Annotated in this window: 19 protein-coding genes and 1 tRNA gene; 14 read left to right on the top strand and 6 right to left on the bottom strand. The window is 63.1% G+C overall.

The window, feature by feature from the left end:
• The first annotated feature begins 186 nt into the window (after positions 1 to 186).
• Entirely contained in the window at positions 187 to 1,008 is an 822-nt protein-coding gene (gene cysE / locus GCT13_RS10290; RefSeq protein ID WP_227746778.1) for a serine O-acetyltransferase, read from the top strand.
• 160 nt (positions 1,009 to 1,168) lie between these two features.
• Here the strand turns inward: cysE and GCT13_RS10285 are convergent, their stop codons facing one another.
• The 4 genes from GCT13_RS10285 to GCT13_RS10270 all read right to left on the bottom strand — a co-directional run bounded on the left by GCT13_RS10285 (position 1,169) and on the right by GCT13_RS10270 (position 4,271).
• Positions 1,169 to 1,969: a UDP-2,3-diacylglucosamine diphosphatase gene (locus GCT13_RS10285; RefSeq protein WP_152757526.1), complete on the bottom strand. Its 801-nt coding sequence runs from the start codon at positions 1,967 to 1,969 to the stop codon at positions 1,169 to 1,171.
• A 67-nt stretch (positions 1,970 to 2,036) separates the two neighbouring features.
• A complete protein-coding gene (locus GCT13_RS10280) occupies positions 2,037 to 2,531 on the bottom strand; it encodes a peptidylprolyl isomerase (protein WP_012400789.1) in 495 nt (164 codons plus the stop codon).
• Positions 2,532 to 2,810: 279 nt separating this feature from the next.
• Positions 2,811 to 3,392 carry a peptidylprolyl isomerase gene (locus GCT13_RS10275; RefSeq protein WP_087735424.1) on the bottom strand — a complete coding sequence of 194 codons (582 nt, stop codon included), beginning with the start codon at positions 3,390 to 3,392 and terminating at the stop codon, positions 2,811 to 2,813.
• 75 nt (positions 3,393 to 3,467) lie between these two features.
• Entirely contained in the window at positions 3,468 to 4,271 is an 804-nt protein-coding gene (locus tag GCT13_RS10270; protein WP_152757524.1) for a tetratricopeptide repeat protein, read from the bottom strand.
• 278 nt (positions 4,272 to 4,549) lie between these two features.
• On the opposite strand from GCT13_RS10270, the gene cysS reads away from it, so the two are divergent.
• The 7 genes from cysS to GCT13_RS10235 all read left to right on the top strand — a co-directional run bounded on the left by cysS (position 4,550) and on the right by GCT13_RS10235 (position 12,516).
• On the top strand, positions 4,550 to 5,947 hold the full coding sequence (cysS, locus tag GCT13_RS10265) for a cysteine--tRNA ligase (RefSeq protein ID WP_152757522.1): 1,398 nt from the start codon (positions 4,550 to 4,552) through the stop codon (positions 5,945 to 5,947).
• Between the two features lie 47 nt (positions 5,948 to 5,994).
• Entirely contained in the window at positions 5,995 to 7,065 is a 1,071-nt protein-coding gene (locus GCT13_RS10260; RefSeq protein ID WP_152757520.1) for an endonuclease III domain-containing protein, read from the top strand.
• 121 nt (positions 7,066 to 7,186) lie between these two features.
• Positions 7,187 to 8,158 (top strand): acetyl-CoA carboxylase carboxyltransferase subunit alpha, encoded by a 972-nt coding sequence (locus GCT13_RS10255; protein WP_152757518.1) that lies wholly within the window; start codon positions 7,187 to 7,189, stop codon positions 8,156 to 8,158.
• Between the two features lie 45 nt (positions 8,159 to 8,203).
• Entirely contained in the window at positions 8,204 to 9,631 is a 1,428-nt protein-coding gene (tilS, locus tag GCT13_RS10250; protein WP_321574274.1) for a tRNA lysidine(34) synthetase TilS, read from the top strand.
• Positions 9,632 to 10,096: 465 nt separating this feature from the next.
• Positions 10,097 to 11,347, top strand: coding sequence for an aspartate kinase (locus GCT13_RS10245; protein WP_152757516.1), 1,251 nt, complete (start codon positions 10,097 to 10,099; stop codon positions 11,345 to 11,347).
• 218 nt (positions 11,348 to 11,565) lie between these two features.
• Positions 11,566 to 11,659: transfer RNA gene (locus GCT13_RS10240), tRNA-Ser, on the top strand.
• Positions 11,660 to 12,168: 509 nt separating this feature from the next.
• Positions 12,169 to 12,516 (top strand): hypothetical protein, encoded by a 348-nt coding sequence (locus GCT13_RS10235; RefSeq protein WP_152757514.1) that lies wholly within the window; start codon positions 12,169 to 12,171, stop codon positions 12,514 to 12,516.
• A 123-nt stretch (positions 12,517 to 12,639) separates the two neighbouring features.
• Here the strand turns inward: GCT13_RS10235 and fabI are convergent, their stop codons facing one another.
• Positions 12,640 to 13,431 carry an enoyl-ACP reductase FabI gene (fabI, locus tag GCT13_RS10230; protein WP_152757512.1) on the bottom strand — a complete coding sequence of 264 codons (792 nt, stop codon included), beginning with the start codon at positions 13,429 to 13,431 and terminating at the stop codon, positions 12,640 to 12,642.
• 109 nt (positions 13,432 to 13,540) lie between these two features.
• On the opposite strand from fabI, the gene GCT13_RS10225 reads away from it, so the two are divergent.
• The 5 genes from GCT13_RS10225 (at position 13,541) to GCT13_RS10205 (ending at position 20,140) form a co-directional block, all read left to right on the top strand.
• Entirely contained in the window at positions 13,541 to 15,463 is a 1,923-nt protein-coding gene (locus tag GCT13_RS10225; RefSeq protein ID WP_152757510.1) for an extracellular solute-binding protein, read from the top strand.
• Positions 15,464 to 15,540: 77 nt separating this feature from the next.
• Positions 15,541 to 16,581, top strand: coding sequence for a microcin C ABC transporter permease YejB (locus tag GCT13_RS10220; protein ID WP_152757508.1), 1,041 nt, complete (start codon positions 15,541 to 15,543; stop codon positions 16,579 to 16,581).
• Position 16,582: 1 nt separating this feature from the next.
• Positions 16,583 to 17,689, top strand: a complete 1,107-nt coding sequence (locus tag GCT13_RS10215) for an ABC transporter permease (protein ID WP_152757506.1) — start codon at positions 16,583 to 16,585, stop codon at positions 17,687 to 17,689.
• Between the two features lie 17 nt (positions 17,690 to 17,706).
• The gene (locus GCT13_RS10210) at positions 17,707 to 19,317 is read left to right on the top strand and encodes an ABC transporter ATP-binding protein (RefSeq protein WP_152757714.1); all 1,611 of its coding nucleotides are present in this window, start codon (positions 17,707 to 17,709) and stop codon (positions 19,315 to 19,317) included.
• 151 nt (positions 19,318 to 19,468) lie between these two features.
• Complete coding sequence (locus GCT13_RS10205) at positions 19,469 to 20,140, top strand: C40 family peptidase (RefSeq protein WP_152757504.1); 672 nt, start codon at positions 19,469 to 19,471, stop codon at positions 20,138 to 20,140.
• A gap of 148 nt (positions 20,141 to 20,288) precedes the next feature.
• On the opposite strand, the gene GCT13_RS10200 is transcribed toward GCT13_RS10205, so the two are convergent.
• Entirely contained in the window at positions 20,289 to 21,242 is a 954-nt protein-coding gene (locus GCT13_RS10200) for a patatin-like phospholipase family protein (RefSeq protein ID WP_152757502.1), read from the bottom strand.
• A gap of 403 nt (positions 21,243 to 21,645) precedes the next feature.
• Here GCT13_RS10200 and gltX point away from each other — a divergent pair, with 403 nt between their 5' ends.
• Complete coding sequence (gene gltX / locus GCT13_RS10195; protein ID WP_152757500.1) at positions 21,646 to 23,055, top strand: glutamate--tRNA ligase; 1,410 nt, start codon at positions 21,646 to 21,648, stop codon at positions 23,053 to 23,055.
• Positions 23,056 to 23,140: the final 85 nt, after the last annotated feature.

Genomic DNA, 23,140 nt, shown 5'->3' with positions numbered 1-23,140 from the left:
CACATACACTTTCGCTCCCGGTCTGGCGCGCAAAATCCCAAACCTTCTCGATCGCGTGGACTTCCGGCAGCGTTCGCACATTCGCCCTACAATGACCCGAAAACGTCATAAGCAAAGCGCTCCGTGTGCAATGGATGTGAATGGATGCAAACGGCAGCGCTCAATCCCTACGACAGCCTCACTGCCATGTTCACCAGACTCCGAGAAGACATAGCCACGATCCGCGAGCGCGATCCCGCCGCCCGCAGCGCCTGGGAAGTTCTCACATGCTATCCGGGCTTGCACGCGCTAATGTTCCATCGCGTCGCGCATGCGTGCTGGCGCGCGAAGCGCCGCTGGCTCGCACGCTTCGTATCGCAGTGCGGCCGCTTCATGACGGGCATCGAAATTCACCCGGGCGCGACGGTCGGGCGGCGCGTGTTCATCGATCACGGCATGGGCGTCGTGATCGGCGAGACAGCTGAAATCGGCGACGACTGCACGATCTACCAGGGCGTCACGCTCGGCGGCACGTCGCTCACGCGCGGCGCGAAGCGCCATCCGACGCTTGAGCGCGGCGTGATCGTCGGCGCGGGTGCGAAGGTGCTGGGCGGCTTCACGATCGGCGCGGACGCGAAGATCGGCTCGAACGCCGTCGTCGTAAAGCCGGTGCCGGCGGGCGGCACGGCCGTGGGCAATCCGGCGCGCGTGATCATGCCCGCTACGGCGGCGACGGCTGCCCGTTCGCCGGCTGCCGACGCGAAGGGTGCCGACGCCAAAGCGGCTCCCGCGCGCGCCGCTTTCTGCGCGTACGGCATTACGCCGAATGCCGACGATCCCGTGTCGCTCGCGATCCATGGACTGATCGACCACGCGGCGACGCAAACGCAGCGCATCGACGAAATCGTCGCCGCGCTCGAACGCCTCGGCGCGAGTCTCGAAGCGCTCCAGGGCGCCGATGCGGCGCTGGTGGATTTGCGCCGCCTGTCGGCGGTGATCCAGGGGAAGGTTGAGGAAGCGGCGCGCTGATCCAGCGCCCGTTGAAAGCGGGACTCAAAGGCACGCCGACGCATGCGTGCCCGGCAGTTCCGAACGGGACGCGGCGCTGGCTTGAATGACGGACATGCATCGATTGGCTGGTCGATAGCAGTTCCATACATGCTTGCGCGCCCAGCCGGATCACGTGGCGCTACTTGTCCAGCCGCAACGCCTTGATCCCTTCGGAATCGATCCGCACGTAACCTCCACGGCGCTCGCCGTGATCGAGGTCCCAGTCGGGCAGTACCCAGCGCATGCCGCCTTTTTCATGATGCAGCGCGGGCCGATGCGTGTGGCCATGGATGATCGTTGCCGTCTTCGTCTTCTTGAAGAGCGCGGCGATGCCCTCCGACGTCACGTCGTAGCGCGGCGATACGGGACGCGTGCGCCCCGACTCGCTCGTGCGGCGCATCTTTTCGGCCAGCGCCTTGCGCCAGCGGTACGGCCACACCAGAAACAGCCACTGCGCGAAATGATTGCGCGCGAAGCCGCGAAAGTGCTGATAGCGGCGGTCAGCAGTGCATTGCGCATCGCCGTGCGTGAGCGCGATTTTCGTGCCGAATGCAGTGATGACGAACGGATCGGGCAGCCAGATCGCGCCCGCCGCTTTCATGAAGCGCTTGCCCAGCAGGAAGTCGCGGTTGCCGTGCATGATGTAGAGCGCGATGCCGCGCTCCGACAGCGTATGCATCAGCTTCGCCATGCGGGCGGGGAAGGGCTCGGCGAGCATGTCGTCGCCGATCCAGTATTCGAACAGATCGCCGAGGATGAAAACGGAATCCGCGTGCTCGGCCGTCACGTTGATGAAATGCTCGAACGCGGCAACCGTGTGCGGGATCGCCTCGCTCAGGTGCAAGTCCGAGATGAAAAAAAACGGGCGCGCCGCGTGCGGGCGTTTGCCCTCGCCAGGCACGCCCGCAGCGACACTCCGCAGCGGCGTTTCTTGCAGCATTTGAAGTGTGCTTCTCTCAGTTGCTCAGCCCTTCGATGAGAAGTTGCTGACCGTTTGAGTAATCGTCTTACTCGACCACGACGGCCTTTTCGATGATCACGTCGTCGACGGGCACGTCCTGGTGAAAGCCCTTCGAACCCGTTTTCACCTTGCGGATCGCATCGACGACGTCGAGACCTTCGACGACCTTGCCGAATACGGCATAACCCCAGCCTTGCGGCGTCGGCGACGAGTGGTTCAGGAAGTCGTTGTCGTTGACGTTGATGAAGAACTGCGCCGTCGCCGAGTGCGGGTCGTTCGTGCGCGCCATCGCGATCGAACCCTTCACGTTCTTCAGGCCGTTGTTCGCTTCATTCGCGATCGGCGCGTTGGTCGGCTTCTGCTGCATGCCGGGTTCGAAGCCGCCGCCCTGGATCATGAAGCCGTCGATCACGCGGTGGAACACTGTGTTGTCGTAGTGACCGGCCTTCACGTAGGCGAGGAAATTCTCGACCGACTTCGGCGCCTTCTCGGCGTCCAGTTCCAGCTTGATGACGCCGTGGTTCGTGTGCAGTTCAACCATGATGTTTTCCTTTAGGTCCAAGTGAGTGGGGAGCGCGGTGCGTGGCCATTTGAGCGGCCAGCAGCCCGCGCCCGTGGCATGGTTAGTTCCGGTGTAGCGCGAGCACGCGGTGCGTGGTTCGAGCATGCGTGCGGCTTGCGCGTCACACCCTGTTTGCAAATGCGTCGTCCGCTATCGGGCGCCTTTTCGTGACAGCCGGGCGGCTCCCGTTTCCGCCCGGCCGTCATATTGCCTGTCAACGAAACTTGCCGGCAACGACCTGCCGGCAGTCACTGACCGTCATTTACCGACAATTGTCGCCGACTGGATCACGATCTGCTTTTGCGGCACATCGCCCATCGGGCCGCGCGAGGTCGTCGGCGTCGCTTCGATCTTCTTCACGACATCCATTCCCGATGTCACCTTGCCGAACACCGCATAGCCGTTGCCGTCCGGATTCGGATAGTCGAGGCCCGCGTTGTCGACCGTGTTGATGAAGAACTGCGCCGTCGCCGAATTCGGGTCGCTCGTGCGCGCCATCGCGATCGCGCCCGTCATGTTCTTCAGCCCGTTGCGGCTTTCGAGCGGGATCGGCGCGCGCGTCGGCTTTTCCGCGAAGCTCGTCGTATAGCCGCCGCCCTGGATCATGAAGCCGGGAATCACGCGATGAAAGATCGTCCCGTTATATTGACCGGATTTCACGTAGTCGAGGAAATTGGCTACCGTTTTCGGCGCTTTCTCAGGATACAACTCCACACGGATATCGCCTTCCGACGTCTTCAAGAGAACGGACGGATGCGCAGCCTGCGCGCCGTTCTGCGCAAAAGCCGGTGCGTTTGCGATCAGGGCGGCGCTGCCGAGCGCCAACGTCAACCATTTCATGTAAATCCTCGGGGTGAACTCGAATGAGAAAAACGGCGGCTAACGCGCTGCCCGAAGGCGTGCGCGAAAGCGCGCTCACTGCGACGGTGCAACGTACGGTGGGGTCGCCAGCGAACCGTTCGGGCCGCCGAACTGGAAGCCCGGTGTATTGGTGATGTTCGACGTGGCCCGATTCGTGTAGTCGATGGTTTCGGTAGAGGGCTGCACGGTCTTTTTTGCAGCCGTCTTGCGCGGCGTCACGATCTTCTCGATATCGGCGATACGCTGGTTCGTCGTGCCGTTCGCGCTGCCCAGACTCTGGGCGCGTCGATAGGCCTGATCGGCCATGCGCAGATACAGGTCGCCGAGATTTTCATACGCGAGGCCGTAGCCGGGGCTCGCCTTGACGGCCGTTTCGAGCGCGGCGCGCGCTTCCGTATAGCGGCCCTGCTTCGCGTAGAGCGCGGCGAGGTTGTTGTACGGTTCGGGCAGTTCGGGGTAGGTCTGCGTGAGTTCGGTGAAGGCGGCGATCGCTTCGTCGTCGCGGTTCAGGCGGGCAAGCACGGTGGCGCGCTTGAACTTCGCCTGGGCATCGCGCGGATTCGCGGCGATGCGCGCGTCGAGCTGCGCAAGGGCGGCCGTCCAGTTCTTCTGCTCGATGGACGCATCGGCGTCCGGCGTCACGTCGCGCACGGCGGCGCCGTGTGGAATGGTCGACGCCTTTTGCGCCAGAGCCGATGAAACGGGCAGGACCGTAAGGGCGAGGCCGCAGCAGACCGTGCCCGCTGCCGCGCTCAAAGCCGCCGCAAAAGTCGGGCGGAACGTGGCACGAAACGTTGAACGGAGCGCCGTCGCGAAGAGGGGCTTGGCGCCTCGCGCGCGGCCGCTGGAGTGTTTCATAGGCTCAGGTCAGGATGTTATACTCCGACCCATTCTAACAAAAGGTCTGCGCGTTCCGTCGAGCCTCAGACTGTCTTTCGCCACTCGTGGTCGTCCCCGCCTTGACGTCAGCCTGATTCCGCACGCGGTGCGCGACATGCTGTCAGTCATGCCGCGCCGCCTGTGTTCGTGCATGTGGTTACATGCCTGGATTGCACGACTGGGTTGCTTGCTTTTATCGGGCGCGGTATGAACGAACGAACAACAAGCGGATTTCTTTCGGCCCACGCATCGTCTCTATGGAATCTCTGCGCATCTACAACACGCTCGCGCGTGACAAGCAAAATTTCGTGCCGCTTCACGAAGGCGAAGTGCGCATGTATGTCTGCGGGATGACGGTGTACGACTACTGTCACGTGGGCCATGCTCGGGTCATGGTGGTCTTCGACATTGTGCAGCGCTGGCTGCGCACGCTCGGCTACAAGGTCACCTATGTGCGCAACATCACCGACATCGACGACAAGATCATTCGCCGCGCCGTCGAAAACGGCGAGACCATCAAGTCGCTGACCAATCGCTTCATCGCGGCGCTGCATGAAGACGCGGACGCGCTCGGCATCGAGCGGCCCGATCTCGAGCCGCGCGCGACGGATTTCATTCCGCAGATGCTTGGCATGATCGAGAAGCTGGAAGCGAACGGCTACGCGTATCAGGCCACCGACGGCGACGTGAACTACGCGGTGCGCAAGTTCGCGCACTATGGCGCGCTGTCGGGCAAGTCGCTCGAAGACCTGCGAGCGGGCGAGCGCGTGGCCGCCAACGATGCGAAGCAGGACCCGCTCGACTTCGTGCTGTGGAAGCAGTCGAAACCCGACGAGCCCGCCGACACCGGCTGGGATTCGAAGTACGGGCGCGGGCGTCCCGGCTGGCACATCGAGTGCTCGGCGATGGGCTGCACGCTGCTCGGCGATCGTTTTGACATTCATGGTGGCGGACAGGATCTGCAGTTTCCGCACCACGAGAACGAGATCGCACAAAGCGAAGGCGCTACGGGGCAAACCTTCGTCAATTACTGGATGCACAACGGCTACGTGCAGATCGACAATGAGAAGATGTCGAAGTCGCTCGGCAACTTCTTCACGATCCGCGAAGTGCTCGCGAAATACGATGCCGAAGTGGTGCGTTTCTTCATTGCGCGCGCGCATTACCGCTCGCCGCTGAACTACAGCGATACCCATCTCGACGATGCGCGCAGCGCACTCACGCGTCTTTACACGGCGTTGAAGGACACGGCGCCGGAAGCGGGCGACGTCGACTGGAACGAAGCGTACGCGCAGCGTTTTCGCACGGCGATGAACGACGACTTCAATACGCCTGTCGCCGTTTCCGTGCTGTTCGAACTGGCAAGCGAAGTCAACCGCACACGCGATGCAGCGCTTGCACGGCAATTGCGAGGTCTTGCGCACGTGCTCGGGTTGCTCGACCGCGAGCCGCGCGCGTATCTGCAACAAACGGCGGGGAGTGAAGGCGAGGGCGCGCTGGATGTGACAGCGATCGAAGCGAAGATCGCCGCGCGCGTCGCCGCGAAGCAGGCAAAGGACTACGCCGAGGCAGACCGGATCCGCAAGGAATTGCTGGACGCCGGTGTTGCGCTCGAAGACAAACCGGGCGGGTTGACCGAGTGGCGGCGCGTTTGAGCGCACCTCGTACTTCCCACTGATCGACTCGCCAGGCAGGAGGCAGGATGTCAACGGCCACGAAGACGGCGGCTAAACGGGCCACGTCTCAATCAAACGCGTCAGTGAAGGTTAAGGCAGTGCGTGCGCGAAGCGGCGTCGCCGCGAAGGGCGCGGTGAAGGTGGCAACGAAATCGGCATCGGCGAAAGGCGCGAAGATTGACCGACATGCCGCGCGTAAATCGGGCACTGCGAATTCGCAAGGCGCGCTCGCAAAGCAGTCATCGGCCAGGCGGTTGCCCAACGGAGCGGACCTGCCCGAGGCAAACGCCGCCAAGCCATCGCGCACGCGCGCCGCGCAGGTCAAGGGCAACGGATCGCTGCCGCCCGAACTCGCGGGCGATTTGCAGGAACTTGCGCGCGAAAGCCAGGATGGCGAAACGGTACGCAAGTCGCGCGCGGCGTCGTCGTCGGACGGTGACGCTGCTTCGGCGCGAAGCGATGCAACGGCCTCGGCCGTCACGCGACCCGCGTATTGGGACAAGGCGTGTGCCGATCTCGTCAAGCGCGACCGCATTCTCAAGAAGCTGATTCCGAAGTTCGGCCCCGTCCATCTGTCGAGCCGCGCCGATCCGTTCGTCACGCTCGCGCGCTCGGTGGTCGGTCAGCAAATTTCGGTCGCCTCGGCGCAGGCGATGTGGCAACGCATCGTCGCGGCGTGTCCGAAGCTCGTGCCGCAGCAGATCATCAAGCTCGGCCAGGAGAATCTGACGGGCTGCGGCGTGTCGAAGCGCAAGGCCGAATACATTCTCGATCTCGCGCATCACTTCGTATCGGGTGCGCTGCACGTCGGCAAATGGACGTCGATGGACGACGAGGACGTGATCGCCGAACTCACGCAGATCCGCGGCATCAGTCGCTGGACCGCCGAGATGTTCCTGATTTTCGACCTGTCGCGTCCGGACGTGCTGCCGCTCGACGATCCGAATCTCATCCAGGCGATCAGCCATAACTATTTCAGCGGGGAGCCGGTGACGCGCAGCGAAGCGCGCGAAGTCGCCGCGAACTGGGAGCCGTGGCGTACCGTCGCGACGTGGTACATGTGGCGCAGTCTCGACCCGGCGCCCGCCGGCAGTTGACGGAACAGCGATTGCCGGCTCGAACTATTGATTTGTTAAAATCAATAGTTTTGAGACGGTTTTGACGCGGCCGCGCGCGGTTAGAATACGCGCTGCCGGTAAGTCCAAGGATTAAAAACCAATGAAGACCACCTTTCTGGATTTCGAGCAGCCGATCGCCGAGCTCGAAGCGAAAATCGAAGAATTGCGCTTCGTGCAGGACGATTCGGCCGTCGATATTTCGGAAGAGATCGAGCGGCTGTCGAAGAAGAGCCAGCAGCTCACGAAGGATCTGTATACGAACCTGACGCCGTGGCAGGTTTCGCAAATCGCACGTCATCCGCAGCGTCCGTACACGCTGGATTACGTCAACGAACTGTTCACCGATTTCCACGAACTGCATGGCGACCGCTCGTATGCGGACGACCTGTCGATCGTCGGCGGCCTTGCGCGTTTCAACGGCCAGCCGTGCATGGTGATCGGCCATCAGAAGGGCCGCGACACGAAGGAGCGCGCGCTGCGCAACTTCGGCATGCCGCGCCCCGAAGGCTATCGCAAGGCCGAGCGCCTGATGCGCCTCGCCGAGAAGTTCGGCCTGCCGCTTTTCACGTTCATCGACACGCCGGGTGCGTACCCGGGCATCGGCGCGGAAGAGCGCGGCCAGTCGGAAGCGATCGGCCGCAATCTGTACGTGATGGCCGAACTGAAGACGCCGATCATCTCGACGATCATCGGCGAAGGCGGATCGGGCGGCGCGCTGGCTGTCGCCGTCGCCGACAGCGTGCTGATGCTGCAGTTCTCGACTTACTCGGTGATCTCGCCGGAAGGCTGCGCGTCGATTCTGTGGAAGAGCGCCGCGAAGGCGCCGGAAGCGGCTGAAGCGCTGGGCCTGACGGCGCATCGTCTGAAAGCGCTGGGCCTGATCGACAAGATCGTCAACGAGCCGCTCGGCGGCGCGCATCGCGATCCGAAGGGCATGGCCGCGCTACTGCGCCGCGCACTTGCCGACTCGCTGCGCCAGTTCCAGGGCATGAGCACGAGCGATCTGCGGGAACGCCGTTTCGAACGCCTGATGGCCTACGGCAAGTTCAAGGAAACGACGCCGGGCGCTTAAGCGCGCTCGCGTCCCATCCGAAGGCGCTTCGCGCGCCGTCACACCGTGACCTCCTCATCTGACACATCCGCCGACCGCCTCGTTATCGATGCGGTCGGCGTTGCTTTTGCGGCCTTGCCCGATAACGCACGCGTCGCGATTGCGTATAGCGGCGGCGTCGATTCGACAGTGCTGCTCGATGCGGCCTTGCGGGTCGGCGGCGCGGCGCGCTGCATCGCTTTTCATATCCATCACGGTCTGAGTCCGAACGCCGACGATTGGCTCGTGCATTGCGAGGCGTTTGCGCGAGAGCGGGGCGTCGAGTTCGCGTCGCTGCAAGTCGACGTGCAGCGTGCGGCGGGCGTGAGTATTGAAGCGGCGGCGCGCGATGCGCGTTATCGCGCGCTCGATGCGTTGTGCGCGCAGCATCGCGTGCAGGTGCTGTGGCTTGCGCAGCACGCGGACGATCAGGCGGAGACCGTGCTGCTCCAACTGTTGCGCGGAGCAGGGCTTGCGGGGCTCGCGGCGATGGCGCCGGAGCATTTGCCTTCGGGGGCGTCCGTGACGCGCGTGCGTCCGCTGCTGCATCTGCTGCGCGCGCAGCTCGAGCGTTACGCGCACGCGCGCAATCTGCGCTGGATCGACGACGAGTCGAACGCCGATACGCGCTATGCGCGCAACGCGTTGCGTCACGATGTGCTGCCCGCGCTTGCCGTGCACTTCCCGGGCTTTCGCGATGCGCTGGCGCGCGCGGCTGCGCACGCGGCGTCGGCGCAGCGTCTGCTTGACGAGTTTGCGCGCATCGATTTGCAAACGGTGCGCAGCGACGAAGAGGGCGCGCTCTCGCGCGATGCGCTCCTCGCGCTGGCCGACGACCGCGCCGCGAACGCGCTGCGTTACTGGATGCGCACGCTCGGTTTTCCGGCCGCATCGACGGCGCGCCTGACGGATGCGCTGCGCCAGTTGCGCGAAATCGGCGACGCGCACAGCTTGCGCGTCGATCACGCGGGTCACGCGTTGCGCAGCTACCGCGGGCGTATTTACTGGGAAGCGGGCGACAGTGCCGATTCCGCCGACGAAGCCGCGCTCGTCGAGCGCACCGAGAGCGTGCTGAGCTGGCAAGGCGAAAGCGTGTGGCGCCTGCCGCAATGGCGCGGCACGTTCGTGTTCAGCGATGTAGCCGCCGACGATCCCAATGCGATTCCCGCCGATGTGCTCATGCAAGCGCCGCTCGTCGCGCGCTCGCGCAGCGGCGGCGAACGGATGCGCTGCGCGGCGAACGGCCCGAGCCGGACGCTGAAGAATCTCTTCCAGGAGCGCGGCGTGCCGTCATGGAAACGCGATGTGCCGCTGATTTTCGCTGGCGATGACCTGCTGTTCGTGCCGCTGATCGGCGTGAATCGCGCGGTGCTCGACGAAGCCGGGCAGCAGGCGAACGTGCCGAACGCGCGCTTCGTCCGGATCGAGTGGCGCGAGGATCTGACGCTCGCGTAGCGCGCCAGCCCAAGGCCGCGGTTCCAGATTACGCATACGGCGCTCACGCGCGACCGACGACGGGGCGGTCACGGTCATGGCCACGCGCATGCAAGATTGGCTGCAAATCCTTCTCCGACAAGCATTTGCAAAGGCTTTTGCCGGGATTCCGGCTTGTCTTTTTAGCCCCAATCGGGTAGTGTAACTTGTTTGCCCGACTCGCTTTTTGTCGTGTTTCCCGGCTGTTCTTATGCGAATGCCCGGGCGCGCTCCAAGCCGTTAGCCACCCCGTTAGCGTCCGTCAGCCCTGTCGATCGACAGGGTTACAGGGCAAGCCCGCGCGTCCTGCACGCACGCTGCATCTGTGCCGCCACACTCCGCCGTCGTTCCCGAACGTTGTGCCATGTGCTTATTGTGCGGCCGTCTCCAGCGCGCGGTGCGCGCCGGTTCGCGTAGCTCCAGTTTCTCTTTCAGTTCAGAACGACAATGGCACTCATCGTACATAAATACGGCGGCACATCGATGGGCTCGGTCGAGCGCATCAAGAACGTCGCGAAGCGCGTCGCGAAATGGCACAAGGCAGGCCACAAGATGGTCGTCGTGCCCTCGGCGATGTCCGGCGAAACGAACCGTCTGCTGGGCCTCGCGAAAGAGATTTCGCCGCAGCCGAGCCCGCGCGAACTCGACATGATCGCGTCGACGGGCGAACAGGTCAGCGTCGGCTTGCTGTCCATCGCGCTGCATGACGCAGGCGTCGATGCCGTCAGCTACACCGGCTGGCAAGTGCCCGTCAAAACGGATAGCGCGTTCACGAAAGCGCGCATCAACGACATTGACGGCGAGCGCGTGCTGCGCGATCTCGACGAAGGCAAGGTCGTCGTCATCACCGGCTTCCAGGGCATCGACCCGGAAGGCCACATCACGACGCTCGGCCGCGGCGGCTCGGACACGTCGGCGGTCGCGGTAGCCGCGGCGCTGAAAGCGGATGAATGCCTGATCTACACGGACGTCGACGGCGTCTATACGACGGACCCGCGCGTGGTCGAAGAAGCGCGGCGCCTCGATCGCGTGACATTCGAAGAGATGCTGGAAATGGCCAGCCTCGGTTCGAAGGTCCTGCAGATCCGCTCGGTCGAATTCGCCGGCAAATATCAGGTCAAGACGCGCGTGCTGTCCAGCCTGACGGATCCGCTGATGTCGCTCGACGAAGAAATGAAGTCGGGCACTCTGATTACTTTTGAAGAAGACGAAACCATGGAAAAAGCAGTCATCTCGGGAATCGCGTTTCAGCGTGACGAAGCCCGTATCGCCGTGATGGGTGTGCCCGACAAGCCGGGCATCGCATATCAGATTCTCGGCCCCGTCGCCGACGCGAATATCGATGTCGACATGATCATTCAGAACCAGAGCGTCGACGGCAAGACGGCGTTCACGTTCACGGTCGGTCGCGGCGACTATCAGCGCGCGATGGACATCCTCACGAACCAGGTGAAGGACCACGTGAGCGCGGAAAAAGTGCTCGGCGATCCGAAGGTGTCGAAGGTATCGGTGGTCGGCGTCGGCATGCGTTCGCACGTCGGCATTGCGAGCAAGATGTTCCGCACGCTGTCTGAAGAGGGCATCAACATCCAGATGATCTCCACGTCGGAGATCAAGATCTCGGTGCTGATCGACGAGAAGTACATGGAGCTCGCCGTGCGCGCGCTGCATAAGGCGTTCGAACTCGATCAGGCGTGATGCGCTGGCCGATGCCCGTGTGGTCCGAGTGCTTCGGCAATGGGCATTGGCGTGAGGGTTGTTGAAGATAAAGCGGCGCAGTGTGCGAAGGTCGAAGAAGTGGCATCGAATCGACGCTTCCTGGCACAAAAAGTGTGAAGTAAAAATTGACCTCGGCCCGCGAACCCGCTATTATCTTGGCTTCGTCGCGCTGCCTCCCTGGCGCGAGCGAAGATTTGGGAGACGTGGCCGAGAGGTCGAAGGCACTCCCCTGCTAAGGGAGCATCTGGGCCAAAACCTGGATCGAGGGTTCGAATCCCTCCGTCTCCGCCAGAAATGGCGGTGGAACCCCGTAGAGCCGCGGCTCTGCGGGGTTTTTTGTTTTTGCGCGCGTTTTTCCGTGGATATTCGATGCTGCGGTTTGCACCTGCCGTTGACGCGGCTGCGCGCCTATTCAAGCGGCGGCGTATCAGCGCGGCTCAACTTTGCATCGATACGTCCGGTAAACATCGGTGCGGTTGCAATGTCTTTTCATCGAGCGCTGGATGTGCCGGCAGCATGCGCCGAATCTATCGAATCGCGCTTTACCTGGGATAACCAAACGAACGGCCGATGCGCTTTGCAAATCGAACGCCGAGGCGGCGAAATTTGTGCGCACGCGACAGTGAAACGGGCGCGTATATGACCAAAACCTGTCGCGTGTAACGGCAGATTACGACGCGGTTCGCAATGCGATGTTATGCATCAGTTATTACAAAGTTGAAATACGCATTCAGCGTTGCTTTGTTATATTCGAATAAAGCAGTCGATAAACACAAACAACTCCGCAAAAAGGTGAAACCATGAAGTCCATGCGTGTTATCCCGTTGATCGCTGGCGTACTGGCGATTGGCGCGTCGAGTGCGGCGATGGCTGGGGGACTGAACGTCGGTGTCAACATCGGTATTCCTGCTCCCGTCTACGTCGCGCCGGCGCCCGTTTATGCGCCGCCTCCGCCCCCGCCGCCGCCTGTCGTCTATCAGCCGGCGCCCGTCGTGGCTGCGCCTGTCGTCGTGATCGGCTGGCACGGTGACCGTTACTGGGATGGCCGCCGTTACTGGGGTCGTGACGAATGGTATCGGCATCATGGCGGTGGCTATGGCCATGATCACGGCCACTGGGATAACGGCCGTCACAACGGCTGGCATTGATTCCGGTGCCGAGCTGTTCGCACCAACAAAAAACCGCCCCAATGGGGCGGTTTTTTTATCCCGTTGCACGGGCAACGAGGAGATAAGTGCGCGCGTCGCTAGCGCGCACGCATCAGAACATCATCACTCGCCGACAGCAGCCATCCCGCCGACCACGGCGCTAAAGCCGCTGTCGACGTGCATGATCTCGGCCGTCACGCCGCCAGCGAGATCGGACATCAGGAACGCCGCCGCATTGCCGACCTGTTCGATCGTGACGTTGCGCTTGAGCGGTGCGTTGCCTTCGACGAAATCGAGAATCTTGCCGAAGCCCTTGATGCCGCTTGCCGCGAGCGTCTTGATAGGGCCAGCCGAAATGCCATTGACGCGAATGCCCTTCGCGCCCAGCGACACGGCCAGATAACGCACGCTCGCTTCGAGCGATGCCTTCGCGAGACCCATCGTGTTGTAGTTCGGGATCGCCCTTTCCGCGCCGAGGTACGACAGCGTGAGCAGTGCCGCGTCGTTCGACAGCATCGGCAGCGCGGCCTTGGCGAGAGCGGGGAAGCTGTACGCGGAGATGTCGTGCGCGACGCGGAAGTTTTCGCGCGTCATGCCATCGAGGAAGTCGCCCGCGATCGCTTCGCGCGGCGCGAAGCCGATCGAATGAACAAGACCGTCGAGGCTATCCCAGTGCTCTTTCAGTGACGCGAACAGCGCATCGATTTGCGCATCGTCGGCGACATCGCACGGGAACACGAGATTGCTGTCGAATTCGTTCGCGAACTCGGTGATACGGTCCTTGAAGCGGTCGCCGACATACGTGAACGCCAGTTCAGCGCCTTCGCGCTTGCAGGCCTGCGCGATACCGTATGCAATCGAACGGTTCGACAGCAGGCCCGTCAGCAAGATTCGTTTACCAGCGAGGAAGCCCATGAATTCTCCTAATGAGGTCAGCGCGCCGCGATGACAGAGTGCGGGAACGCGCAGGATTTTGGGTAGAATTCTCTCACATTGCAACCGCCCACCGACCAATAAGGCACCTATGACGACAGGCACGCGACGGGTTGAAGCGCCGCGCTCGATATGGCGCGCAGTGATTCGTCTCGTGTCGCGTGTCCGTCGCAGGACGATGCCGCGCGCCGCGCTCGCTGTGTGCACGGGTTCGCTGATCGCCGTGTCGCCTTTGGGCATGCAGCATGCTCAAGCCGCATACGCGATCGCGCAATACGGCAACCCGAAGTATCCGCACGACTTCAAGCACTTCGATTATGTCAATCCCGACGCGCCGCGCGGCGGCACACTCGTGCTCGCGAATCCCGACCGCTCGACGAGCTTCGACAAATTCAATCCGTTCACGTTGCGCGGCAATGCGGCGCCTGGCATCGGGTTGATGTTCGAAAGCCTGACGACAGGCAGCGCGGACGAAGTCGCGTCCGCCTACGGCCTGCTTGCCGACGATATCAACGTCGCTCCCGACGGACTGTCGACCACTTTCCAGATCAACCCGCATGCGCGCTTTTCGAACGGCGATCCCGTCACCGCCGAGGACGTGAAGTTCTCGTTCGATACGTTGAAGAGCCCGCAGGCCGCGCCGCAATTCGCTGCGTATTTCGCGGATATCACGCGCGTCGTGATCGTCGATCCGGCGACGGTGCGCTTCGAGTTCAAGCAGCACGACCGCGAGTTGCCGCTGCTCGCGGGCGGCATGCCCGTGTTTTCGCGCAAGTGGGGAGTGAAGCCGGACGGCAGCCGCACGCCGTTCGATCAACTGGCATTCGAGAAGCCGATCGGCAGCGGTCCGTACCTGATCGAGAGCTACGACAACGGCCGCACCATCACGTACAGGCGCGACCCGAACTACTGGGGCGAAAAGCTGCCCGTGCGCGTCGGCACGTACAACTTCGAGCGCATCAACTACAAGCTGTACTCGGATGCGACCGCGCGTCTCGAAGCGTTCAAGGCGGGCGAGTACGACGCGCTCGTCGAGAACATCGCGCGCAACTGGGTGCGGCGCGACGTGGGCAAGAAGTTCGACAGCGGCGAGCTGATCAAGCGCGAGTTCCCGCATCACAACGGCACGGGGATGCAGGGCTTCATCCTCAACCAGCGCCGGCCGATTTTCTCCGACGTGCGCGTGCGCAAGGCGCTCGACCTCGCGCTCGATTTTCAATGGCTCGACCGGCAGCTGTTCTACAACCAGTACAAGCGGATCGACAGTTTCTTCGTCAATACCGATTTGCAGGCGAAGGGCTTGCCGTCGCCGGGCGAGCAGCAGCTGCTCGATCCGTGGCGAGCGCAGTTGTATCCGTCCGTGTTCGGCGTGCCGCCGAAGCAGCCGGACACGGACCCGCCGGGCTCGTTGCGCGCGAATCTGCTCGAAGCGCGCGCGCTGCTTGCACAAGCGGGCTGGACCTATCGCGACGGCGCGCTGCGCAACGCGAAGGGCGAGCCGTTCGTGTTCGAGATACTCGACGATTCGGGTTCGTCGGCGGCGTTCGAGCCCGTGATCGCGCCGTACGTGCGCAACCTGCAGAAGCTCGGCATCGAGGCGCGCTTTCGTGTGACGGACTTCGCGGTGTATCAGAAGCGTCTCGACGCGTTCGACTTCGATGTGACGACGATCCGCTTCTCGGATGTGCAGGTGCCGGGCGCCGACATGATCGACCGCTTCGGCAGCAAGGCAGCCGGCGAGCCGGGCTCGGGCAATCTGATCGGGCTGAAGTCGCCGGCCGTCGATGCGATCCTGCGCGCGCTCGTCGCCGCGCAAACGCGCGAGCAACTGGTCGACGCCGTGCACGCGCTCGATCGCGTGCTGATCAACGGCTACTACATCGTCCCGCACTGGTACAGCGCGACGCATCGCGTGGCGTTCAAGCGCGGGCTTGCGTGGCCGAAGACATTGCCGCTGTACTATACGGCGGACGCCTGGATCACTTCGATGTGGTGGTTCGCGCAGCCGCAGTGATCGCGCCTCGCACGTTCACATCACGCCTTCTTGATCAACGCGCCGTTCTTCCGATCGACGCCTAACGGACCGCCGCCATGTGGAGCTATATCCTCAAACGTCTGCTGCTGATGATCCCGACGTTGATCGGCGTGCTGACGCTGACCTTCGGCGTGATCCAGTTCGTGCCGGGCGGCCCCGTCGAACAGGCGGTGCACGAACTGCGCCGCAATACGGCCGAAGGCGGCGCGCCGTTCGGCCTGCGCGCGCATAGCGGCGTCGACGCGCAACAGGTCGCGCAGCTGAAAGCGCTCTATGGTTTCGACAAGCCGCCGCTCGAGCGCTACTGGCTGATGCTCAAGCGCTTCTCGCACTTCGATCTCGGGCAGAGCTATTTCCGCCATCAGAGCGTGTGGTCGCTGATCGTGTCGAAGCTGCCTGTGTCGATCAGCATCGGGCTGTGGACGTTCTTCCTCACGTATCTGATCTCGGTGCCGCTCGGCATCGCGAAAGCGGTTCGCAACGGCTCGCGCTTCGATATGGCGACGAGTCTCGTCGTGCTGATCGGCTACGCGATTCCCGGCTTCGTGCTCGGCGTGCTGCTGCTCGTGCTGTTCGGCGGCGGCACGTTTTTGCAGCTCTTTCCGCTGCGCAATCTGACCTCCGACAACTGGGACCAGTTGAGCTTCTTCGGCAAGATTTTCGACTACCTGTGGCACATCGCGTTGCCGATCGTCGCGTCGGTCGTCGGCAGTTTTGCCGTCGTCACGATGCTCACGAAGAACGCTTTCCTCGACGAGATCCGCAAGCAATACGTGCTGACGGCGCGCGCGAAAGGCCTGTCCGAGCGGCGCGTGTTGTGGAAGCACGTGTTCCGCAACGCGCTCTTGCCGCTGATCGTCGGTTTTCCGGCGGCGTTTATCGGCGCGTTCTTCACGGGCAGTCTGCTGATCGAAACGCTGTTCTCGCTCGACGGCCTCGGATTGCTGTCGTATGAATCGGTGGTGCGGCGCGATTATCCCGTCGTGCTCGGCACGCTGTATCTCTTCACGCTGATCGGGCTCGCGACGAAGCTCATCTCCGATCTCTGTTACGTGTGGGTCGATCCACGCATTCAATTCGAACAACTGGAGCGCTGATTTGAGCCGCGTTCGTACCGATGCCGAAGTGTCGTCGCGCGCGCAGCCGGTGCGCGCGTTCGTGTCGCCGACGCCTGCGCGCCGCGTGTGGCTGCGCTTCAAGCAGCAGCGCCTCGGCTACTGGAGCCTGATCGTGTTCGTCGTCGCGTTCGCGGCGAGTCTTGCCGCGCCGCTCTGGTCGAACGACAAGCCGCTCGTCGTGCACTATGGCGGCCACTACTATTTCCCGCTCGTGAAGGACTATGCGGAAACGACCTTCGGCGGCGACTTTCCGACGCCCGCCGATTATCTCGATCCGTACATCAGGCATCGCTTCGACTTGCCGGGCAACTTCGCGATCTATCCGCCGAATCCGTATTACTACGACACGCTCAACTACTTCTCGAAGGTGCCGAACCCGGCGCCGCCTTCACGCGACAACTTGCTCGGCACCGACGACCGCGGCCGCGATCTGTTCGCGCGGCTCGTGTACGGATTTCGCGTATCGGTCGAATTCGCGCTGGTGCTGACGTTCATCGGCACTGTGCTCGGCGTGCTGGCGGGCGCGGTGCAGGGCTATTTCGGCGGCAAGACGGACATCATCGGGCAGCGTCTGATCGAAATCTGGAGCGCGCTGCCGGAGCTATACCTGCTGATCATCTTCGCGTCGATCTTCGAGCCGGGTTTCATCCTGCTGATCGTGCTGTTGTCGCTGTTCGGCTGGATCGGGCTGTCCGACTACGTGCGCGCCGAATTCCTGCGCAACCGCCAACAGGACTATGTGCGCGCCGCGCGCGCGATGGGGCTGTCCAACTGGCAGATCATCTGGCGGCACGTGCTGCCGAACAGCCTGACGCCCGTCATCACGTTTCTGCCGTTTCGGATGAGTGGCGCGATTCTCGCGCTGACGAGCCTCGATTTTCTCGGCCTGGGCGTGCCGCCGCCGACGCCGAGCCTCGGGGAACTGCTCGCGCAGGGCAAGGCGAATCTCGACGCGTGGTGGATCTCCGTGTCGACGTTCGGCGTGCTCGTCGTGACGCTGCTGCTGCTGACGTTCATGGGCGACGCGCTGCGCAACGCACTCGACACGCGCATCTCCGACGCGATGAAGGCAGGGGGCAATCAGTGAGCGAATCAGTCAGCGCCATGCCGATCAAGAACGAAGGGCCGCTGCTCGAACTCGAACACCTGCGCGTGACGTTCGGCGATACGGTCGCGGTGAACGATGTGTCGCTCGCGATCGCGCGCGGCGAGCGCGTCGCGCTGGTCGGCGAATCCGGCTCGGGCAAAAGCGTCACGGCACTGTCGATCCTGCGCCTGCTGAACGACGCGCAGACGAGTGGGACGATCCGCTTCGATGGCGAAGACCTGCTCGCGAAAAGCGAGCGCGAGATGCGCGGGCTGCGCGGCTCGGACATCGCGATGATCTTCCAGGAGCCGATGACGGCGCTCAATCCGCTGTACACGATCGGTGAGCAGATTGCGGAAACCATCGTGCTGCACGACGGCGTGCCCGCCAACGAGGCGCGCAAGCGCGCCGTCGCGCTGCTCGAACGTACGGGCATCGCCGAGCCGGGTAAGCGCGTGAACAGCTATCCGCATCAGTTGTCGGGCGGACAGCGTCAGCGCGCGATGATCGCAATGGCGCTCGCGTGCCGTCCGCGCCTGCTGCTTGCCGACGAACCGACGACGGCACTCGATGTGACGATCCGCGCGCAGATCGTCGAGCTGCTGCTGGAGCTGCAGCGCGACGAAGCGGAAAAACGCGGGATGGCCGTGTTGCTGATCACGCACGATCTGAACCTCGTGCGGCACTTCGCGCAGCGCGTCGCGGTGATGGAGAAGGGCGTGCTCGTCGAAAGCGGGCCCGTCGACACGCTCTTCACGTCGCCGCAGCATCCGTACACACAACGGCTGCTGCAAAGCCGTCCGGAGCGCACGGCGGTGCCCGTGCTGCCGATTTCGCCCGTGCTGCTCGATGCGCGCGATGTCTGTGTCGACTTCAAGACGAAGCTACCCGGTTTCGCGGGCTGGTTCCGCTCGGGCCGCTTTCGTGCTGTCGCGGACGCGACGGTGTCGGTGCGGCAGGGGGAGACGCTCGGTATCGTCGGCGAATCCGGCTCGGGAAAATCTACACTCGCGATGGCGTTGCTCGGCCTGCAACGCACTGCGCACGGCGCAATCGAGTTTCAGGGCCGGGCACTCGGCAGCTACCGGGGGCGTGATCGGACGGCGCTGCGCTCGAACATGCAGGTCGTCTTTCAAGACCCTTTTAGTTCGCTTTCGCCGCGGCAGACGATCGAGCGGATCGTCGGCGAAGGGCTCGCGCTGCATCGGCCGCAGCTCGGCGTCGACGCGCGGCGCGACAAGGTGATTGCCGTGCTGCGCGAAGTCGGCATCGACCGAACGGCGCTGCATCGTTATCCGCACGAATTCTCAGGCGGACAACGCCAGCGTATTGCGATTGCGCGCGCGCTCGTGCTCGAGCCGCGCATCCTGATTCTCGACGAGCCGACCAGCGCGCTCGACGTCTCAATCCAGCAACAGGTGTTGAAACTGCTCGCCGGTCTGCAACGCAAGTACAACCTGGGTTTCGTGTTCATCAGTCACGATCTGGCCGTCATCGGGGCGATGGCACATCGGGTCGCCGTGATGCAAAACGGGGCGGTCGTCGAATCGGGCGATGTGGAGCGGATCTTTGCCGAACCCACGCATCCTTACACGCGAAAGCTCTTGAAAGCGGCGTTTACGAGCTGACATTCACCAATTGGGTGCGACGAGTCATTGTATTTTTCTATTTGTTTTGACATGTGAATACTTAATGGCTAGTATCGACCAAACTTTTTTTCCTAGCCTGTTGATTTTCAGGCAAAAACTACTGCACCCACCGACACCAACCACCAGACCAATGCAGCACCGACACCTAACCCAGGCATGCACGCGCGTTGTCGCCGGGATGTTCATTGGCGTACTGATGGCCGCGGCTCCCGGCGCTTTTGCCGATGAAGTAAGCAGCTTTAACCAGAATGCCTCATATTCGACCGGTTCCGCGTCGAATTCCGTGTCCTTCACCACACAAGCCACGCAAAGCGCTAGCTCGAATTCCGAGAGCGGTGCCCGCTCGTTTCTGTCGGGAGTCGCCGGCAAGGCGGGCGACGTCGTCGTCGGCGCGCTGAACATGATCGGCGTGCGCTACCGTTGGGGCGGCGATACGCCCGATTCGGGCCTCGATTGCAGCGGGTTCGTCCGCTACGTGTTCCAGGATACGCTGGGCATGGCGCTGCCGCGCCGCGCGGAAGAAATGAGCCGCGTCGGCGAGAAGGTTCGCGTCGCCGATCTGAAGCCGGGCGATCTCGTCTTCTTCAACACGATGCGCCGCACGTTCTCGCACGTCGGCATCTACATCGGCGACAACAAGTTCGTGCATTCGCCGTCGACGGGCAGCACGATCCGCGTCGACGATCTGGATAGCGGTTACTGGGAAAAGCGCTTCACGGGCGCGCGTCGCATCGAGACGTCGGTTCCGCAGCAGCAGGAGCTGCGTCAGCGCGTCAGCGCGACGATCGGCAACGGTAACTAAGGCGATTGTCCGTCAGCCAGTTTCATTTAAAAGGCCCGCTTCGAGAGAAGCGGGCCTTTTACTTTCTGGCTTTGCGAATTCTTGCTTGAGCTGGGCGGAGCGGTGACTGGCGCCCGCATCAGGCGGCAGACGCCTCTGGCGGCCTCGATCAGGCGGTCGCGCGTGCCGCCGCCAGCTTGCTCAGCAATTCGGGCGCAATGCGCGCAGCGGCTTCCTCGCCCGCGAGTATCGCAGCGTTCCGCTGTCCGAAGTCGGTACCGCTCATCGCATTCAAGTTCGGACGAATCACGACGTCGGCGTATTTGTCTAGCTCGTATGCCTTGATCGTCTGACCCATGATCGTGAACGTCTGCATCAGGATGTCGAACGAACTTTCCGTGACGGCCGTTTCGGGCCGGGCGGAGATATCGACGGCAATCACGAAATCCGCGCCCATCTTGCGCGCGAACGAGGCGGGCACGGGGCTGACGAGGCCCCCGTCGACGTATTCGTGGCCGCCGATCTTCACCGGCTCGAACACCGACGGCACGCTCGACGACGCACGCACCGCGATGCCCGTGTTGCCGCGCTGAAAGAGAATCGGCTGGCCCGTTTTCAGATCGGTTGCGACGACGCCGAGCGGCTTCGCCATCTTCTCGATAGGGCGGTTGTCGAGCGTCCGGTTCAGATAGTTTTGCAGCGCGACGCCTTGCAGAAACCCGCGGGTGCGGAAAGGCATCGCCCAATCGCTGATCGACGCTTCGTCCATCGTCAGTGCCAGCTTGTTGAGCGCGAAGCCGTTCAGGCCCGATGCGTACAGCGCGCCGACCACCGACCCGGCGCTCGTCCCGCACACCAGATCGATTTTGATGTTGCGCGCCTCCAGCGCCTTGATCACGCCGATGTGCGCGAAACCGCGCGCGGCGCCGCCGCCGAGCGCGAGCCCGACGCGCAACGGGCGCTGCGGCCTGATGACGGGCGGCGGGGGATTGTTCGATGCCGTGCTCGGCGTCGGCGTGACGTTTTCGGGCTTGCTGCCCGTCGACGCGCAAGCAGACAGGACGGCGGAGGCCGCGGCAATCGAGAAAGTGCGGCGGGACAGACGTGGCGATGACGGTTTCAACGAATTCTCCAGCGACGGCGCCGACGTCCATGTGAATGCATCGCGCCGCGTGTCTTGCAAGATGATCGCCGATGGCGATCGTAGCGCGCTGCGTCGATGCGGATAGCGGCGCGCGCACATCATAATGCAAAGCGATCGTGCGGCGACAATCCGTCGAGGGTCGGTCGAGGGAATCGTCTACACATGCGGCGTCACGGTTTTGCGCCAGCCTTCGTGCGAGCGCGCGGCCAGGTGGAGATGCCGTCGGCGGTTATAATTTCGGATCTTTCTTTTTCAATCGCGCCCGCACTGTGCCAGCCGGTGATGTCAGCTGCTGTTGCCCGTGGTGGGCGTGAACCGTTTTCGTTGCCGCGCCCGGTTGCGATGTTCGCTGGCGCTGGCGTCCGTCTTCGAGTTACCACACATGACCACTCCCGTTCGTACCCGCTTCGCACCGAGCCCAACCGGCTTCATTCACCTGGGCAACATCCGCTCTGCGCTGTATCCGTGGGCGTTCGCGCGCAAGATGAAGGGCGTGTTCGTGCTGCGTATCGAGGACACCGACGTCGAGCGCTCGACCGAGCAGTCCGTCGACGCAATCCTCGAAGGCATGCAATGGCTCGGCCTCGACTACGACGAAGGTCCGTTCTACCAGATGCAGCGCATGGACCGTTACCGCGAAGTGCTCGCGCAGATGCAGGAACAGGGGCTCGCGTATCCGTGCTACATGTCGACGGAAGAACTCGACGCGCTGCGCGAGCGTCAGCGCGCCGCGGGCGAAAAGCCGCGCTATGACGGCACGTGGCGTCCCGAGCCGGGCAAGGTGCTGCCGACCCCGCCCGCGGGCGTCGAGCCCGTGCTGCGCTTTCGCAACCCGCTGACGGGCGTCGTCGCGTGGGACGACGCGGTGAAGGGCCGCGTCGAAATCTCGAACGAAGAGCTCGACGATCTCGTGATCGCGCGTCCGGACGGCACGCCGACCTACAACTTCTGCGTGGTCGTCGACGATCTCGACATGAAGATCACGCACGTGATTCGCGGCGACGATCACGTCAACAACACGCCGCGCCAGATCAACATCCTGCGCGCGCTCGGCGCCGAGCCGCCCGTCTATGCGCACCTGCCAACGGTGCTGAACGAGCAGGGCGAAAAGATGAGCAAGCGTCATGGCGCGATGAGCGTGATGGGCTATCGCGACGCGGGCTATCTGCCCGAGGCCGTGCTGAACTATCTCGCGCGGCTTGGCTGGTCGCACGGCGATGCTGAAATCTTCTCGCGCGAGCAGTTCGTCGAATGGTTCGATCTCGAGCATCTGGGCAAGTCGCCCGCGCAGTACGACCACAACAAGCTCAACTGGCTGAACAACCACTACATCAAGGAAGCGGACAACGTGCGCCTTGCTGAGCTGAGCAAGCCGTTTTTCGCGGCGCTCGGGATCGACGACGCGCCGCTCGCGAAGGGCGCCGATCTCGCGGCCGTGATTGCGCTGATGAAGGATCGCGCGTCGACGGTGAAGGAGATCGTGGACAACGCCGCGATGTTCTATCGCGAGCCCCAACCGGATGCCGAAGCGCTCGCGCAGCATCTGACGGACGCGGTGCGCCCCGCGCTTGCCGATCTGGGCGCTGCGTTGAAGACCTGCGACTGGACGAAGGAGGGCATCGCCGCCGCATTAAAGGCGACGCTCGGCGCGCACAAGTTGAAGATGCCGCAGATCGCGATGCCGGTGCGCCTGCTCGTGGCGGGCACGACGCATACGCCGTCGATCGATAGCGTGCTGATGCTGTTCGGTCGCGATGTCGTCGTGAGCCGCATCGAAAAGGCGCTTGCGTGAGCCTCGTTCAGTCATAAGCTGGATGGGTCGAGAAGCCGCGCCGTATATACGACGCGGCGTCGCAAAAAAATTGCGTGAATCGACT

The sequence above is a fragment of the Paraburkholderia franconis genome (genome assembly GCF_009362735.1).
Classification (GTDB): domain Bacteria; phylum Pseudomonadota; class Gammaproteobacteria; order Burkholderiales; family Burkholderiaceae; genus Paraburkholderia; species Paraburkholderia franconis.
This window is presented reverse-complemented; position numbering and strand designations above follow the sequence as displayed.

Coding starts and splice junctions, on each gene's coding strand:
- cysE (WP_227746778.1), top strand. CDS start 187: ATGTTCACCAGACTCCGAGAAGACATAGCCACGATCCGCGAGCGCGAT.
- GCT13_RS10285 (WP_152757526.1), bottom strand. CDS start 1,969: ATGCTGCAAGAAACGCCGCTGCGGAGTGTCGCTGCGGGCGTGCCTGGC.
- GCT13_RS10280 (WP_012400789.1), bottom strand. CDS start 2,531: ATGGTTGAACTGCACACGAACCACGGCGTCATCAAGCTGGAACTGGAC.
- GCT13_RS10275 (WP_087735424.1), bottom strand. CDS start 3,392: ATGAAATGGTTGACGTTGGCGCTCGGCAGCGCCGCCCTGATCGCAAAC.
- GCT13_RS10270 (WP_152757524.1), bottom strand. CDS start 4,271: ATGAAACACTCCAGCGGCCGCGCGCGAGGCGCCAAGCCCCTCTTCGCG.
- cysS (WP_152757522.1), top strand. CDS start 4,550: ATGGAATCTCTGCGCATCTACAACACGCTCGCGCGTGACAAGCAAAAT.
- GCT13_RS10260 (WP_152757520.1), top strand. CDS start 5,995: ATGTCAACGGCCACGAAGACGGCGGCTAAACGGGCCACGTCTCAATCA.
- GCT13_RS10255 (WP_152757518.1), top strand. CDS start 7,187: ATGAAGACCACCTTTCTGGATTTCGAGCAGCCGATCGCCGAGCTCGAA.
- GCT13_RS10245 (WP_152757516.1), top strand. CDS start 10,097: ATGGCACTCATCGTACATAAATACGGCGGCACATCGATGGGCTCGGTC.
- GCT13_RS10235 (WP_152757514.1), top strand. CDS start 12,169: ATGAAGTCCATGCGTGTTATCCCGTTGATCGCTGGCGTACTGGCGATT.
- fabI (WP_152757512.1), bottom strand. CDS start 13,431: ATGGGCTTCCTCGCTGGTAAACGAATCTTGCTGACGGGCCTGCTGTCG.
- GCT13_RS10225 (WP_152757510.1), top strand. CDS start 13,541: ATGACGACAGGCACGCGACGGGTTGAAGCGCCGCGCTCGATATGGCGC.
- GCT13_RS10220 (WP_152757508.1), top strand. CDS start 15,541: ATGTGGAGCTATATCCTCAAACGTCTGCTGCTGATGATCCCGACGTTG.
- GCT13_RS10210 (WP_152757714.1), top strand. CDS start 17,707: ATGCCGATCAAGAACGAAGGGCCGCTGCTCGAACTCGAACACCTGCGC.
- GCT13_RS10205 (WP_152757504.1), top strand. CDS start 19,469: ATGCAGCACCGACACCTAACCCAGGCATGCACGCGCGTTGTCGCCGGG.
- gltX (WP_152757500.1), top strand. CDS start 21,646: ATGACCACTCCCGTTCGTACCCGCTTCGCACCGAGCCCAACCGGCTTC.